Consider the following 14333-nt stretch of genomic DNA (forward strand, 5'->3'; position numbering starts at 1 on the left):
CATGGCCACCGCTCCCCGTGCCCAACCCGAAGACTTCTTCACCACCGACGAGTGGCAGTCGCTCACCGCGCGTTCGTCGTGGAAGGGCCTGTGGCTGGTGCTGCACTGCTGGGGCGTGATCGGCGTCGCCATGCTGGTGGGCATCGTGTGGCCGTGGACCATTCCGCTGGTGGTGCCCATCGTCGGCGCGCGGCAGCTGGGGCTCTTCATCCTCATGCACGACGCGGCGCATGCGGGGCTGCACCGCAATCGCAAGGTCAACGACTGGGTGGGCTACTGGCTGTGCTCGTCGACACTGCGCGACTACCGGCCGTACCACCTGCAGCACCATCGCTTCGTGCAGCAGACCGAAGACCCCGACCTCGTGCTGTCGGCGCCCTTCCCGATCACTCGGGCCTCGATGTGGCGCAAGGTGGTGCGCGACCTGAGCGGGCAGACTTTCTACAAGCAGCGCTTCGGGCACATCGCCGAGGGCATTCGCAAGCGCGCGGCGGGCGAGTCGGCCTTGAAGGTGCTGGGCCGGGAGCTTGCGAAAGACCGCCGCTTTCTCGTCGCCAACGGCCTCGGCTTCCTGGCCTTCGCCGTGGCCGGCTACTGGTGGGCATGGCTGCTGATGTGGCTGCTGCCGATGGCGACGTGGCTGCCGCTCGTGAGCCGCGTGCGCAACATCGCCGAACACGCGCTCGTCGCGCAGAACGAGGCCGATCCGCTGCGGCAGGCCCGCACCACGCACGCCGGCTGGCTCGAACGCATCCTGGTGGCGCCCTACTGGGTCAACTACCACTGCGAGCACCACATGTTCACCAACCTGCCCTGCTGGGCCCTGCCGAAGGCGCATCGCCTGCTGCAGCGGCAGGGCGCGATCGTGCGCATGGAAGTGCAGCCCGGCTACCTGAGCCTGCTGAAGCACGCCACGGCGCTTGCCTAACGGGTGGCCGCAGCAGGCCGCACCTGCGGCTGCGCGCCGCGCTGCGCATGCTGGCTGAGCCAGATGCTCGCGATCACGATGCCGATGCCCGCCACCTGCCACGCCGAAAGGCTCTGCCCCAGCAGCGCCCAGCCGAGGATCACGGCCGTCACCGGGCTGAGAAAGGCCAGCGGCGCGATCGCTGATGGCTCAAGCTTGGCCACACCACGGAACCACACGATGTAAGTCAGCGCGGCGCCCACGAGGCCGAGCCAGCCGAAGCCGATCCAGTTCTGCACCGTGAGCGCGGGCAGTGGCGGCTCCAGCAGCAGCGCCACCGGCAACAGCAGCAGGCCGCCCGCGGTGAGCTGCCAGGCGGTGAAGGTCAGCGCCGACACCGGCGGCTGCCAGCGGCGGCTCAGCACTGTGCCGAAGGCCATCGACACGGCCGCGGCGACGGCTGCGGCAATGCCGATGGCGTCGAGCGCTGCATTCGGCGTGAGCACCAGCAGCGCGACTCCGCCGATGCCGACCACCGCCGCCGCCACCGACAGCGCACGCACCGGCGAGCCCAGGAAGACGCTCGCGAGAAACACCACGAGCAGCGGCTGCACCGAGGTGATCGTCGCCGCCACACCGCCCGGCAGTCGATACGCCGCGAGGAACAGCATGGCCCAGAGGATCGAGAAATTCAGCGCCCCGAGCACGAAGATGCGGCCCCACCAGGCGCGTTCGGGCAGCTTGCGCACGATCAGCAGCAACAGCAGGCCCGCGGGCAACGCGCGCAGCAAGGCGACGGTCAGCGGGTAGTTCGCCGGCAGCAGCTCGGTGGTGACGATGTAGGTGCTGCCCCAGATGGCGGGCGCGGTCGCGGTGAGGAGGATGTCGGTGGTGCGGCTGGTCATGCCTCGAATCTAGTGAGTTGACCCTTGGTTGTGAATGCTCGAATAATGAATTGATTCTTTACTGTCGGTCGTCAATCCAGCATGGACCATCTCACGGCTCTCAAGGTCTTCCGCACCACCGCCGCCGCGGGCAGCTTCGCCGGCGCCGCGCGGCAGATGGGGCTCTCGGCCGCGGCCATCAGCAAGAACATCGCGGAGCTGGAGGCGCATTTGAAGGTGCGGCTCATCAACCGCACCACGCGGCAGATGAGCCTGACGGAAGCGGGCGCAGCCTACTTCGAGCGCCTGTCGCGCATCCTCGACGAACTCACCGAGGCCGATGCCGCGCTCGCGCCCATGGGCAGCAGCCCCGGCGGCGTGCTGCGCGTGAGCGCACCGCTGACCTTTGCGCTCACCTCGCTGTCGCCGGCCATTCCCGAGTTCATGAAGCGCTACCCGAACCTGCGGCTCGAACTCAACCTGCAGGACAGCCGCTCGGACATCATCGGCGAGGGCTACGACCTCGCCATCCGCGGCAGCGACCGGCTGGAAGATTCGAGTCTCGTCGCGCGCAAGCTGATGACCATGACCCACGTGCTGTGCGGCGCGCCCGGCTACTTCGCCTCCGCCGGCCGGCCTGCGCAGCCCGAAGACCTGAAGGCCCACGAGTGCGTGCAGTTCACGCTCTCGGGCCACGCGAACAAGTGGACCTTCAGCCGCGCCGGCCGCAGCGTGGCGGTGCCCATCGACGGGCGCTACAAGGTCAGCTCCAGCATCGCCGTGCGCGACGCGCTGCTTGCGGGCTTCGGCCTGAGCCTGATCCCGCGCATCTATGTCGAGAGCGAGCTGGCTTCAGGCCGGCTGCAGGCTGTGCTCGAAGACTGGGAGGCCGACCGGACGCCGATCTACGCCGTCTACCCTTCGCGTCACTTGGCAGCCAAGACCCGCGCCTTCGTCGACTTCCTGGTCGAGCGCTTTTCCGCGCGCTGACCGTTCAGCAGCGAGCCGAGGCGGGTGTGGCGCACCAGCAGCTGGTAGCTGGCGAGCGCCACCAGCGACGTGGCCGCGATGTTCAGGCCCATCTTCGCAACCGCGCCGAGGGGCGCGTTGAACAGCAGGATGCCGAAGCCGATGGTGCCGAGCATGTGCACCAGGTACACCCAGTACGAGCTTTGCGACAGGTAGGCCAGCACGGCGTTCTGGCGTGGCAGGTAGCGCACGAAGCCGCCGATCAGGGCCAGGCTCCAGAGCCATGCGGTCGCGTTGTAGACGAAGGCGATCCAGAACTCGGGATGCGGCAGCGACTGGAGACGGTTGCCGCGGAATGCACCCAGCAACACCACCGTTGCCACCAGGAATGCGAGGCCGGCCACCGCGTGGCCTTTGCAGCGCGACGCGAACAGCGCCAGCAGCCGCTCCTGCTGGCCGTGCACGTACCAGCCGACCACGAAGAAGAGCCCGCTCTGCACCCATTCGGCCAGCGGCGGCAGGAACGAGCCGCTTTCCGTCACCATGCCGGACGGATAGAAAGTGCCGACGAGCGCCAGTGGCAACGCCAGCACAGCGAAGCCCCAGCGCCGTTCGGCCAGCGTCACGAAGCTTCGGGCCAGCGTCTCGCGCAGCCGTGTCGGCACGAAGCGCTGCAGCCGCACGCCGGCCCAGGCCATCACGCTGAACCAGAACAGCTGGTACAGGAACCACAGGTGCATGGTGTTGAAAGGCGAGCCGCCAGGCTGCCGCGCGGGCGCCAGCGCGGGGTCGATGCCCGGCACGCCGCGCGCCGTCAGGTGGATGTAGACCATCGCCAGCACGGTGGTCGCCACGAACAGCGGCGGCCAGAAAATCGCGAAGGGCAGCGCCAGCCGCAGCGCGCGGTTTCGCAGCATGCCGCCGGCGCCGCGCCGCGCGACCAGCAGCGCAACGAAGAAGCCGGCCAGTACGAAGAACACCGGCATGCGGAAGCTGTGGATGAAGAGCAGCAGCAGGTCCGCGACCGGCGATGTCTTCGGGTCGCGCCATGGCAGCGGCGAATTGATCGTGAGGTGGTTGATCGCCACGTGCAGCACGATGCCGAGCCACATCATCAGGGCGCGGAGGTTGTCGAGCGCGTGGAGCCGTTGGGGCGTGGTTGGGTTGTTCATGCGGCCACTGTCGGGCCTCACGCAACGTCAGGGTCAAGCGCTGCCGGCGGGCGGCGGCGGATTTTTCTGCTGCAGCACGGCCATGGCGCGCATCAGGTACTCGCGCACTTCGGGCGTGGTCACGGCGGCCGCCTGCAGCACCGGCTCCGCGTTCATGGCCCGCATCAGGCGTGCCGCCAGGCCGGGGTCGTGGTTGGTGAACGCGGCGAACAGGCGCGCCCATTCGCGCGCGATGGCCTGCACCGACTCGTCTTCAGGAGGGACGGCGCGCGCCCGCAGCACGGCGAGTTCGCCCGCCAGGCGCCGCCATTCGTCCTCGGGCGGGCGGCTCAGGTGCGCGAGATCGTCGGTGCTCAGGTGGCGCAGCAGCGCGGCCATGCGCATGCCGATGGCTTCGCCGATGTACTCCACCAGTTCGGCGGGAGGCCCGTCGTCGCTGCGAGCCACGGGCTCGCGCCGGTACATCTCGCCCCAGCGCGTGATGAGGTCGAAACTGCCGTCCATCCACTGGCCCATCAGCGTCATCCAGCGGGCGGCCAGCGGCTGCACCTCGGGGGCGCCGGCCGGCACGCCGCGCGACATCAGCGCGGCCACCTCGGCCACCAGCGGCGGCCACCGGTCGGCCACGTCCTTCCAGTTGGCCATGAACGACCTGATCTCGGCGGGGCTGAAGTAGCGCCCGTAGGTGGTCATCTTCTCGAGCGTGTCCAGCCAGTCCTTCATGTCGGGCTGGGCGCCTTCGTCCAGGCGCTGCTGCAACAGGCCGAGGCGTTCGCGCAAGGCAGTGGCCTGTGCGATCTGCTGGTCGAGCGATTCGATCTGCCGCGCGATGATGGTTGGCAGCGAGCTGCTCTCCGCGCCCAGCAGGGCGCCGATCTCCGCCAGCGGCAGGCCCAGCAGCCGCAGTGCCTGGATCGCGTGCAGGCGGGCGATGTCGGCCGCGTTGTAGAGCCGGTAGCCGGCCTCGGAGCGTGCCGAGGGCGCGAGCAGGCCGATGGCGTCGTAGTGGTGCAGCGTGCGCACCGTGAGGCCGGTGTGCCGGGCGAGTTCTCCGACCTTGAGCAGCATGGGTCGCTCCGGCGGGGGCTCAGTCCGCTTCGGGCGCCGGCTCGGGCCCTTGCCAGCCCAGCAGCTCGGCCAGCCGCTGCACGATCCAGCCCGCCTCGGCCGCCGATACGCCCGATTCAGGCGTGGCCAGCCCGGCGTGGATGCGCCGCAGGATCTCGCTTTCGACCGGCACCTCGGTGTGGTGCTGGATCTGCGCATGGCCCACGAGGTGGCTGGCGAGGTCTTCGCAGATCTCGTAGCGCTCGCGCACCACGCCGATCGGCTCGCTCAGGCGCTGGCGCGCGTCGGTGTACACCGCGAAGAACGAGGGAGGGATGAGGATCTGGTTGTCGTCGGACATTGCGATTTAAAGCTGCCCCAATGACAAAACGCGCCCTGAGGCGCGTCTGTCGTGGCTCAGGTGGGAGCCAGGCGGGGGCTGATGGATCAGCCGCCCTTCTTGGCGCGCTTGCCAGGGTTCTTCTTGCTGCGCGTTGCGGTGCCGCGTTCCAGGCTGACCTTCTGGCCGCCACCGGAGCGAGGCGCCGTGTAGCCGGGCAGGGGCGTCGGCTTCGGGGTGGCAACGCGGTCGGCTTCGGTACGAATTTTCTTGGGCATGAAAAGCTCGGGTAAAAGTAATGTTCGAGCCGCAATTAGGCCACATCGAGAATTTCACATGCCAATAGCCGAAACAACCGGCGGTGTCGAGCGCGCGCGCTTCGTTTCGGGGTCGCTGCTGCGGCACGTCTGCGTGATGGCGGGCACCGGGGCCATCGGACTGATCGCGGTGTTCGCGGTCGACCTGATCAACCTGTTCTACATCTCGCTGCTCGGGGAGAAAGCGACGGCAGCGGCGGTCGGCTTCGCGGGCGTTGTGGGCTTCTTTCATGCGTCGCTGTGCATCGGGTTGACCATCGGCATCGCGGCGGTGGTGTCGCGCACGGTGGGGGCGGGACGCACCGAGGACGCGCGGCGCATCGGCACCTCGAGCCTCGTGCTGATGACGGCGGTGTCGGTGGTGGTGGGCACGGGCACGGCCTTCTTCCTGCACCCCGCGCTGCAGGCGCTCGGCGCCGAGGGCGAGACGGCGCGGCTCGCGCAGCGATACCTCTCGGTGACGGTGCACACGCTGCCCCTGCTGGGCATCGGCATGGCGACTTCCGCGCTGCTGCGTTCGATCGGCGACGCACGCCGCGCGATGACGGTGACGCTCGCGGCCGCCTTCGTGACGGCGGTGCTCGACCCGATATTGATCTTCGGCTTCGGGCTGGGGCTCGACGGCGCGGCCATCAGCGCGGTGGTCTCGCGCATGGTGCTGGCGGCCATCGGGCTGCATGGCGTGATGGTGAAGCACCGCATGCTCGGGCGCTTCGATGCGCAGCGGCTGGCCGGCGATGCGCGCGCGCTCGGCACGGTGGCCGGGCCGGCTGTGCTGACCAATCTTGCGACGCCCGTGGGCGCAGCCTTTGTCACGCATGCGGTCGCGCAGTTCGGGCCGTCGGCGGTGGCGGGCGCGGCCACCATCGACCGGCTGACGCCGGTGGCCTTCGGGCTGGTCTACGCACTCAGCGGCGCGGTCGGGCCGATCCTTGCGCAGAACCTGGGCGCAGGGCAGTACCGCCGCGTGCAGGAGGGGCTGCGCGACAGCCTGCTGTTCATGGTGGCGTCGGTGGCCGTGGCATGGCTGGTGCTGGCACTGGGCCAAGGCGTGCTGATTCGCGCGTTCTCGGCCGACGGGCTGGCGGCGGAGCTGATCTCGCTGTTCTGCAGCTGGCTGGCCGCGAGCTTCTTCTTCGCGGGCGGGCTGTTCGTGGCGAACGCGTCGTTCAACAACCTCGGGCATCCGCTGTTGTCGACGGCGTTCAACTGGGGGCGCGCCACGCTGGGCACGATTCCATTTGCCTGGTGGGGCTCGCACTACGGCGCGGCCGGCGTGCTGATCGGGCAGGCCGTGGGCTCGTCGATCTTCGGGTTGCTGGCGGTGGTGGTGGCGTTCCGGCTGGCCGCGAAGCTGGCGCGGCAGGAGGCGCCCGATGCGGCGCCGGCTCCGGTGCTCGACGCACCGGTGGCGCCGACCTCGCCGCTCGTCACGCCGCAGCCTGCTGCGGCTGCTACAGGTCCTGCAGCGTCAGCAGCCGCACCTTGACCGACTTGCCCTTCACGCGGCCGCTGGACAGCTTGCGCGCCGCCTCTTCGGCGATGGCGCGGTCGACCGCCACGTAGGTCGAGAACTCGTTGACGTTGATCTTGCCGACCTGGTCCTTCGCGTAGCCGCAGTCGCCCGTGAGCGCGCCCAGCACGTCGCCGGCGCGGATCTTTTCCTTGCGCCCGCCCACGATCTGCAGCGTGGCCATCGGCGGCTGCAGCGGTGCGCCCTTGCCCGGCGTGAGCTCGGCCAGTTCGTGCCATTCGGACTCGCGGCCTTGCAGCTGCTCGATCTTTCCGACGCTGCCCATCTCGTTCATGCTGGCCAGGTTCAGCGCCAGGCCCTCGGCGTCACCCGACTGGCCCACGCGGCCGGTGCGGCCGATGCGGTGGACGTGGATCTCCGAATCGGGCGTCACGTCGACGTTGATCACCGCTTCGAGCTGCGCAATGTCGAGCCCGCGCGCCGCCACGTCGGTTGCCACCAGCACCGAGCAGCTGCGGTTGGAGAACTGCACCAGCACCTGGTCGCGCTCGCGCTGCTCCAGTTCGCCGAACAGCGCCAGCGCGCTGAAGCCCTGTGCCTGCAGCACCTCGACGAGGTCGCGGCACTGCTGCTTGGTGTTGCAGAAGGCCAGCGTGCTCACGGGGCGGAAATGGTCGAGCAGCAGGCTCACGGTGTGCAGCCGCTCGCTGTCCTTCACCTGGTACCAGCGCTGGCGGATCTTGCTGCCTTCATGCTGGGCCTGCACCGTGATCTGCTCGGGGTTCTTCATGAACTGCTGCGCGAGCTTGGCGATGCCTTCGGGATACGTGGCCGAGAACAGCAGCGTCTGGCGTTCCTTGGGGCACTGGCGCGCCACCTTCACGATGTCTTCGAAGAAGCCCATGTCCAGCATGCGGTCGGCTTCGTCGAGCACCAGCGTGTTGAGCGCCGAGAGGTCGAGGTTGCCGCGCTCTAGGTGGTCCATCAGGCGGCCGGGCGTGCCGACCACGATGTGGGCGCCGTGCTCCAGGCTGGCGATCTGCCCGCGCAGTGCGACGCCGCCGCAGAGCGTGACGACCTTGATGTTTTCCTCGGCGCGCGCAAGGCGGCGGATTTCGGTCGTGACCTGGTCGGCCAGCTCGCGCGTCGGGCACAGCACCATCGACTGCACCGCGAAGCGGCGGGGGTTCAGGTTGGAGAGCAGCGCCAGGGCGAAGGCGGCGGTCTTGCCGCTGCCGGTCTTGGCCTGGGCGATCAGGTCCTTGCCGAGCAGCGCCGGCGGCAGGCTGGCCGCCTGGATCGGCGTCATCTGCGTGTAGCCGAGCTGCGTGAGGTTGGCCAGCATCTGTGGCGAGAGCGCCAGCGCGGCGAAGCCGTTGTCGGCAGGGGCCTGGGCTTGCGGGCCGCCGGCTGTGGGATTGGGTGTGGTCATCGTTCAGCAGCCGGACAGACGCACGAATGACAAAGGCCTTGCCGGCGCCCGTCGCGGGGCGCCGCAAGGCCTTTCGTCAGTCGCGGATCAGCGGCGGGGTGCGTTGTTGTTGCCGGAGTTGGTCGGCGGCGGGCCGCGACGTTCCAGGTGACGGAAGGTGATACGTCCCTTGGTCAGGTCGTAGGGCGAGAGTTCGAGCGACACCTTGTCACCCGCCAGGATGCGGATGTGGTGCTTGCGCATCTTGCCGCCGCTGTAGGCGATCAGCTGATGGCCGTTGTCCAGCGTGACGCGGTAGCGCGAGTCGGGCAGGACTTCGGTCACTGCGCCGTTCATTTCGATCAGTTCTTCCTTGGGCATGTGTGGTTACCTCTGAATCGTTCGATGTGTGTTGGAGATGGAATTGGGCGTAATTGTTTCAGCCCGCGCACGGAAGCGCGAGAGGGGCATTGCGGGGAGCGCGTTCGCGCACCCAGCCGAGGCCCTGGTCGATGGCGTAGCCGACGGCGGCTGCGTGGCTGGCAAAGCGCGGCGTGAAGCGCATCACGCGGTCGTGCATGCCGCTGCCGTGGCCGGAGCGGATCGAGACGGAAGCGGCGTAGTTGCCGTCGTCCTGGTGTCGAATGAGTGGGGAAACAAGGTACTTGCCCACCGCGATACTGTGTTGAATGATGTCCATGAAGCCTTGGCGCGCCGCGCGGATACAGAGCGCGAAGTGCCTGAAAAATAATTGAAAACGGGCGTGGGCCGGCCGGAATGGCGCGGCGGACGCGCTATTCGCTTCAACAGGAACGAAGGCAGTGGTGGCAATCATGGGCGCCCGGTCTGGCGCTCCAACACACTGTGAAAGCCGGCTTGGGAGTGAGAGGCCTGAATAATCCAAGGACAGTGCAGGTCAGCCGGCGGTATTGACGAAATTCTTCGTCGTGGTATCGAAACGAACCCGACATTATAGCTTGCGAGGCATGACAATTGCCGGTCTTAAAAACAACGATCCCATGAAAAAGGCCCCGAAGGGCCATGATTGGAGAGTTGTTTGCTATCAAAAGTATAGTTATTCAGCGGCCGATCAAGCCGTAGCAGCCGCTGCCAGCGCCGAACCGGCCGTCCGCGCCTTGTGCGCCGCGCGTAACAGCAGCATCAATCCCGCGAACTGGAAGGCCGCCCCCACCCAGCCCACCGCGCTGACGCCGACCAGCTCGATCGCCGCGCCGCCGGACACCGAGCCCGCCGCAATGCCGAGGTAGATTGCCGAGGCGTTGAGCGACAGCGTCATCGGTGCGCGCTCCGGTGCCAGCCGGATCAGTCGCACCGCCTGCGCCGGCCCGAAGCCCCAGCCAGCGAAGGCCCACAGCGCCGACAGCCCCACGATCAGCGGCAGCGCCAGGCCGCGCGGCAGCATCTGCGCCGAGAAAGACAGCCCGCCAAGGATCACCACCAGCATCAGCGCGAAGCCCTGCGCCGTGCGGTCGGCGCCGAGGCGGTCGGTGGCCCAGCCACCGGCCGCGGTGCCGATGGCCGCCGCCACGCCGATGGCGAAGAACATCGCGCCCACGGCCTCGGTGCCGAAGCCCAGCGTGGCTGAGAGGAACGGCGCGATGTAGGTATAGAAGCTGAAGCCGCCAGTGGTCCACAGCATGGTGGTCAGCAGCGCCGGCAGCACGCCCGGCACGCGGGCCACTGCAAAGGCCGGTGTGCCCTTCGTGGCGGCGGCTGCGACGACCGGCGCCTGCGCCAGTTGGCGCGGCAGTCCGAGCGCGAGCCCCCAGGTGGCGAGCGCTGCCACCGCCGCGATCAGCAGGTAGGCCGTGCGCCAGCCGCCCCAGCCCGCGATCCACGCACCCAGCGGCACGCCGAGCGCGACCGCCACCGTGCCGCCGCCGGTCACGATGGCCAGCGCCCGGCCGCGCAACGCGGGCGACACCATCGCGGCCGCCACGGCGCTCGCGGTCGGCAGGAACACGCCGGCCACCAGCCCCAGCGCGACCCGCGCCAGCGCCAGCTGCGCAAAGCCGTGCGCCATCGACGCCGCCAGCGTCAGCGCCGAGAAGGCCGCGAGACTGGCAATCAGCAGCGGCCGGCGCCCGAAGCGCGCCAGCAGCGCCGCCATCACCGGCGAGCCGATGGCGTAGCTCAGTGCGAACAGCAGCACCAGTTGCCCGGCCCGCGCGGCGCTGATCTGCAGGTCGGCCGCCAGCACCGGCAGCAGCCCCACGACCATGAAGCTTTCGGTGCCGAGGGCGAAGGCGCCCAGCGCAAGCCAGCCCAGGCTCAGCGGCAGGCGTTCGGTTGCCGGTTGCTGTTGCGATGTCGAGAGATCCGTGTTCATGAAGGACTCCGTGGCAAGTGTGTTCAAGGCCTCCAGAATAGGTTTGCAATTGGCTCTTAAAAAGAACCACAATCGGCGAAGTTCATGGAGCCACTTTTCGAACTCGCCATTCGCCTGCCGGGCGCCGGCTCGCGCGACCTGCTGCGCGAGGTGCACCGCCAGCTGCGCAGCGCCATCCTCGACGGCCGGCTGCAGCCCGGCGCGCGCCTGCCCGCCACGCGCGCGCTGGCGCTGCGGCTGGGCGTGTCGCGCAACACCATGCTCGCGGCCTACGACCTGCTGCTGAGCGAGGGCTACCTGCTGGCGCGCCCCGGCGCCGGCACCTACGTGGCGGACACGCTGCCGGCATCCCGGCGCGGCCGCAGCACGAAGGCCTCTACGGCCCGGCGTGACCCCCGGCTGGTGCCGCTGAACGTTCCTGGCGCCGACCTCGCCCCCACGCTGCAGCCGCAGCCCGCGCGCGACGACTTCCGCGTCGGCCTGCCCGACGTGAGCGTCTTTCCCTTCGACATCTGGCGCCGCCTGAGCGACCGCGCGCTGCGCCGCGTCGCGCGGCAGACGGCCGACTACGCCGACCCGCAAGGCCAGGGCGCGCTGCGCGAGGCCATCGCGAAGCACGTGTCCTTCACCCGCGCGGTCGGCTGCACTGCCGACGACATCGTCGTCACGGCCGGCGCACAACAGGCCTTCGGGCTGCTCGCGCGCATCCTCGTCGTGCCGGGGCGCACGGTGGTTGCGGTCGAGCAGCTGTTCTATCCCTCGCTGCGCGAAGCCATGCTGGCCGCGGGCGCGAGAGTGATGACGGTGCCGACCGATGGCGAGGGCCTGTGCGTGGACCGCATCCCGCCCGAGGCGCGCGTGGTCTGCGTGACGCCCTCGCACCAGTTCCCCACCGGCGTCGCGATGTCGCCGCAGCGCCGCGCCGCCCTGCTGGCCTTCGCGCGGGCGCGCAACGCTGTCGTCGTCGAGGACGACTACGACAGCGAATTCCGCTTCGCCGGCCGCCCGCTCGATGCACTGCAGACGCTGGACCGCGCCGAGTCGGTCTTCTACATCGGCACCTTTTCCAAGAGCCTGTTTCCCGCCTTGCGCCTGGGCTTCGTGGTGACGCCGCCGTGGGCGCGCGCGGCGCTGGTGCGGGCGCGCGAGCTGGCCGACTGGCACGGCCCGGTGCTCGGCCAGGAGGCGCTCGCCGCCTTCATCGCCGAAGGGCACCTGGCGCGCCACATCCGCAAGATGCGCAAGATCTACGGCGCGCGGCGCACCGTGCTGCTCGATGCGCTGGCACGCCACTGCGCGGGCAGGCTCGAAGCGATTCCTTCAGATGCGGGCCTGCACCTGTCGGCCTGGCTGCACGGCGATACGCGCGACCATACGGTGGTCGAACGCGCGGCCGCAGCCGGCATCACGCTGCCGCCGCTGTCGCGCTATGCGCTCGATCCGAACGCGCCCGGCGCGCCTGACGTACCTGAATTGCAAAAAAATGGCCTCGCCTTCGGCTACGGCCTGATCGCCGAGCCGCAGATCGACGGCGCCATCCAGCGGCTGGCGCGCCTGCTGTAGCGCAGGCCTACGCCCTGTCCAGCGGCAGCTGCGTCGTGAACTTGGTGGTCGACAGCACGATGTCGCTCGAATAGTTCTCCAGGGCCAGCGCGTCGCCCAGCTGCTCCTGCGCGAAGGCCTGGTAGTCGGGCAGCGAGCGCGCGCAGATCACGAGCACGAAGTCGGTCTCGCCGGCCACGCAGTGGCATTGCAGCACCTGCGGCAGCGCATGCACCTTGCGCTCGAACGCCCGGAATGCCTCGCGCGTGGTGCTTCGCAGCGAGACGCGCGAGATCACCAGCACCGGGAAGCCGACGCGCGCGGCATCGAGGATCGCGACCTCCTCGCGGATCACGCCCGCGCGCCGCAGCCGCTGCACCCGCTTGAGACAGGCTGAAGGCGAGAGGTTCACGCGCTCGGCCAGCGTCTGGTTCTGCAGGCCCGCATCGGCCTGCAGTTCGGCAAGGATGCATTGGTCGATGCGGTCGAGGGTGCCGGTTTTCATGTCGCCAGTGTGGCGCAACCAGGATGCAATCGGCTTCGTTTCAAGGCCCCTACAACGACAGCCGATTTCCCGCCCGATGGCTACGCTGGCCGCATCCCCACGACAAGGAGCATTCAATGGGCCAGGACACAGGCTACGACCCCACGGTCGCCCGGCATCTCATTCGCTACGGCATGGGCCTGAGCCCGCACGTCATCGTCAAGGCGCGGGGCGCCACGCTGTGGGACCAGCACGGCCGCGAGATCCTCGACTTCACCTCGGGCCAGATGTGCGCCACCATCGGCCACAACCACCCGCGCATCGTTGCCGCCATGCACAAGGCCTGCGAGGGCGCGTTGCACCTGTACAGCGGCTTCGTCGGGCCGGCCGTGCTCGGGTTGGCCGAGCGGCTGGCCTCGATGCTGCCGCCGCAGCTGTCGAAATCGATCTTCCTCTCGACCGGCGGCGAGGCCAACGAGGCGGCGGCGCGCATGGCGCGCGTGGCCACCGGGCGCTACGAGATCGTGGGCCTGAACGGCGGCTGGCACGGCGTGACCGGCGGCATGGCCGGGCTCACCTTCGCGGGCAGGCAGCACGTCGACTACGGGCCGCGCAAGCCCGGCACGATGTCGATCCCGCCGCCCAACTGCTTCCGCTGCCCCATCAGGCATTGCCGCGATGCCTGCGACAGCACCTGCCTGGACGTCGGCTTCGACATGGTCGATGCGCAGTCCAGCGGCTCGCTGGCCGCCTTCATTGCCGAGCCGGTGCAAAGCTCGGGCGGCGTGATCGTGCCGCCAGATGGCTACCTACCCAAGCTCAAGGCCAAGTGCCAGGAACGCGGCATGCTGCTGATCCTGGACGAGGCCCAGACCGCCTTCGGCCGCATGGGCAGCAACTTCGCCTTCGAGCAGTTCGGCGTGGTGCCCGACATCCTCACGGTGTCGAAGACGCTGGGCGGCGGCGTGGCCATCGGCGCGGCGATCACCAGCGAGGCGATCGAGCAGGAGTGCCACGACAAGGGCTTCGTGCATGTCACCTCGCATGTGTCCGACCCGCTGCCGGCTGAGGTCGCGCTGGCCGTGCTCGACGTGCTGGAAGAAGAAAAGCTCAACGCCCGCGCCAACGAGATGGGCCTGCGGCTGCGCCACGGACTGGAGACGCTGCAGGCGCGCCACGAGCTGATCGGCGACGTGCGCGGCCACGGGCTGCTGCAGGGCGTCGAGCTCGTGAAAGACCGCGAAACCCGCGAGCCCGATGCCGAGCGCGGCCGGGCCATCACCGATGCGTGCATGGCGCGCGGCCTCAGCATGAACATCGTGTCGGTCGGCGGCATGGCCGCGGTGTGGCGCATTGCGCCGCCGCTGACCGTGACGCCCGCGGAGATCGATCGCGGCCTGGAGATCCTCGACGACGCGATCCGGTCGGTGAGCTAG

The 14333-nt window shown here is 69.1% G+C and carries 15 protein-coding genes; 5 read left to right on the forward strand and 10 right to left on the reverse strand.

All coding sequences use genetic code 11. The features are described 5' to 3' along the window. Position 1 precedes the first annotated feature (1 nt). A complete protein-coding gene (locus BLV60_RS13315; RefSeq protein WP_093055150.1) occupies positions 2-928 on the forward strand; it encodes a fatty acid desaturase family protein in 927 nt (308 codons plus the stop codon). On the opposite strand, the gene BLV60_RS13320 is transcribed toward BLV60_RS13315, so the two are convergent. After that, complete coding sequence (locus BLV60_RS13320) at positions 925-1812, reverse strand: EamA family transporter (RefSeq protein WP_093055152.1); 888 nt, start codon at positions 1810-1812, stop codon at positions 925-927. The genes BLV60_RS13315 and BLV60_RS13320 overlap by 4 nt on opposite strands. An 81-nt stretch (positions 1813-1893) precedes the next feature. On the opposite strand from BLV60_RS13320, the gene BLV60_RS13325 reads away from it, so the two are divergent. Further along, positions 1894-2781, forward strand: coding sequence for a LysR family transcriptional regulator (locus BLV60_RS13325; protein WP_093055154.1), 888 nt, complete (start codon positions 1894-1896; stop codon positions 2779-2781). On the opposite strand, the gene BLV60_RS13330 is transcribed toward BLV60_RS13325, so the two are convergent. The 4 genes from BLV60_RS13330 to BLV60_RS34380 all read right to left on the reverse strand — a co-directional run bounded on the left by BLV60_RS13330 (position 2718) and on the right by BLV60_RS34380 (position 5597). Further along, positions 2718-3932 (reverse strand): acyltransferase family protein, encoded by a 1215-nt coding sequence (locus BLV60_RS13330; protein ID WP_093055156.1) that lies wholly within the window; start codon positions 3930-3932, stop codon positions 2718-2720. The genes BLV60_RS13325 and BLV60_RS13330 overlap by 64 nt on opposite strands. A gap of 33 nt (positions 3933-3965) precedes the next feature. Then, complete coding sequence (locus BLV60_RS13335) at positions 3966-5000, reverse strand: MerR family transcriptional regulator (RefSeq protein ID WP_093055158.1); 1035 nt, start codon at positions 4998-5000, stop codon at positions 3966-3968. 19 nt (positions 5001-5019) lie between these two features. Continuing rightward, positions 5020-5340, reverse strand: coding sequence for a hypothetical protein (locus BLV60_RS13340; RefSeq protein ID WP_093055160.1), 321 nt, complete (start codon positions 5338-5340; stop codon positions 5020-5022). Positions 5341-5426: 86 nt separating this feature from the next. Next, entirely contained in the window at positions 5427-5597 is a 171-nt protein-coding gene (locus BLV60_RS34380) for a hypothetical protein (RefSeq protein ID WP_176928792.1), read from the reverse strand. 58 nt (positions 5598-5655) lie between these two features. Between BLV60_RS34380 and BLV60_RS13345 the strand changes: the two genes are divergently transcribed. Then, on the forward strand, positions 5656-7125 hold the full coding sequence (locus tag BLV60_RS13345) for an MATE family efflux transporter (protein ID WP_093055162.1): 1470 nt from the start codon (positions 5656-5658) through the stop codon (positions 7123-7125). Here BLV60_RS13345 and dbpA read toward each other — a convergent pair. The 4 genes from dbpA to BLV60_RS13365 all read right to left on the reverse strand — a co-directional run bounded on the left by dbpA (position 7091) and on the right by BLV60_RS13365 (position 10871). Next, positions 7091-8542, reverse strand: a complete 1452-nt coding sequence (dbpA, locus tag BLV60_RS13350; RefSeq protein WP_093055164.1) for an ATP-dependent RNA helicase DbpA — start codon at positions 8540-8542, stop codon at positions 7091-7093. The two genes, BLV60_RS13345 and dbpA, sit on opposite strands and share 35 nt — an antisense overlap. Before the next feature lie 87 nt (positions 8543-8629). Further along, positions 8630-8902 (reverse strand): translation initiation factor IF-1, encoded by a 273-nt coding sequence (gene infA, locus BLV60_RS13355; RefSeq protein ID WP_015867950.1) that lies wholly within the window; start codon positions 8900-8902, stop codon positions 8630-8632. A gap of 58 nt (positions 8903-8960) precedes the next feature. Beyond that, on the reverse strand, positions 8961-9221 hold the full coding sequence (locus BLV60_RS13360) for a hypothetical protein (protein WP_093055166.1): 261 nt from the start codon (positions 9219-9221) through the stop codon (positions 8961-8963). 390 nt (positions 9222-9611) lie between these two features. Then, positions 9612-10871: an MFS transporter gene (locus tag BLV60_RS13365; protein WP_093055168.1), complete on the reverse strand. Its 1260-nt coding sequence runs from the start codon at positions 10869-10871 to the stop codon at positions 9612-9614. A gap of 84 nt (positions 10872-10955) precedes the next feature. Here BLV60_RS13365 and BLV60_RS13370 point away from each other — a divergent pair, with 84 nt between their 5' ends. Continuing rightward, a complete protein-coding gene (locus BLV60_RS13370) occupies positions 10956-12434 on the forward strand; it encodes a MocR-like pyridoxine biosynthesis transcription factor PdxR (RefSeq protein ID WP_093055170.1) in 1479 nt (492 codons plus the stop codon). Positions 12435-12441: 7 nt separating this feature from the next. Here BLV60_RS13370 and BLV60_RS13375 read toward each other — a convergent pair whose 3' ends face one another. Beyond that, positions 12442-12918 carry an Lrp/AsnC family transcriptional regulator gene (locus tag BLV60_RS13375; RefSeq protein ID WP_093055172.1) on the reverse strand — a complete coding sequence of 159 codons (477 nt, stop codon included), beginning with the start codon at positions 12916-12918 and terminating at the stop codon, positions 12442-12444. A 116-nt stretch (positions 12919-13034) separates the two neighbouring features. On the opposite strand from BLV60_RS13375, the gene BLV60_RS13380 reads away from it, so the two are divergent. Further along, positions 13035-14333 (forward strand): aspartate aminotransferase family protein, encoded by a 1299-nt coding sequence (locus BLV60_RS13380; RefSeq protein ID WP_093055174.1) that lies wholly within the window; start codon positions 13035-13037, stop codon positions 14331-14333.

This window comes from Variovorax sp. YR634 (assembly GCF_900106655.1).
In the GTDB taxonomy this organism is placed as follows: domain Bacteria; phylum Pseudomonadota; class Gammaproteobacteria; order Burkholderiales; family Burkholderiaceae_C; genus Variovorax.

Excerpts from the sequence above, each read along its gene's own strand:
- BLV60_RS13360 (WP_093055166.1), bottom strand. The coding sequence starts at position 9,221 with ATGGACATCATTCAACACAGTATCGCGGTGGGCAAGTACCTTGTTTCC.
- BLV60_RS13370 (WP_093055170.1), top strand. The coding sequence starts at position 10,956 with ATGGAGCCACTTTTCGAACTCGCCATTCGCCTGCCGGGCGCCGGCTCG.
- BLV60_RS13365 (WP_093055168.1), bottom strand. The coding sequence starts at position 10,871 with ATGAACACGGATCTCTCGACATCGCAACAGCAACCGGCAACCGAACGC.
- BLV60_RS13375 (WP_093055172.1), bottom strand. The coding sequence starts at position 12,918 with ATGAAAACCGGCACCCTCGACCGCATCGACCAATGCATCCTTGCCGAA.
- BLV60_RS13320 (WP_093055152.1), bottom strand. The coding sequence starts at position 1,812 with ATGACCAGCCGCACCACCGACATCCTCCTCACCGCGACCGCGCCCGCC.
- BLV60_RS13315 (WP_093055150.1), top strand. The coding sequence starts at position 2 with ATGGCCACCGCTCCCCGTGCCCAACCCGAAGACTTCTTCACCACCGAC.
- BLV60_RS34380 (WP_176928792.1), bottom strand. The coding sequence starts at position 5,597 with ATGCCCAAGAAAATTCGTACCGAAGCCGACCGCGTTGCCACCCCGAAG.
- BLV60_RS13330 (WP_093055156.1), bottom strand. The coding sequence starts at position 3,932 with ATGAACAACCCAACCACGCCCCAACGGCTCCACGCGCTCGACAACCTC.
- BLV60_RS13345 (WP_093055162.1), top strand. The coding sequence starts at position 5,656 with ATGCCAATAGCCGAAACAACCGGCGGTGTCGAGCGCGCGCGCTTCGTT.
- dbpA (WP_093055164.1), bottom strand. The coding sequence starts at position 8,542 with ATGACCACACCCAATCCCACAGCCGGCGGCCCGCAAGCCCAGGCCCCT.
- BLV60_RS13325 (WP_093055154.1), top strand. The coding sequence starts at position 1,894 with ATGGACCATCTCACGGCTCTCAAGGTCTTCCGCACCACCGCCGCCGCG.
- BLV60_RS13380 (WP_093055174.1), top strand. The coding sequence starts at position 13,035 with ATGGGCCAGGACACAGGCTACGACCCCACGGTCGCCCGGCATCTCATT.
- BLV60_RS13340 (WP_093055160.1), bottom strand. The coding sequence starts at position 5,340 with ATGTCCGACGACAACCAGATCCTCATCCCTCCCTCGTTCTTCGCGGTG.
- BLV60_RS13335 (WP_093055158.1), bottom strand. The coding sequence starts at position 5,000 with ATGCTGCTCAAGGTCGGAGAACTCGCCCGGCACACCGGCCTCACGGTG.
- infA (WP_015867950.1), bottom strand. The coding sequence starts at position 8,902 with ATGCCCAAGGAAGAACTGATCGAAATGAACGGCGCAGTGACCGAAGTC.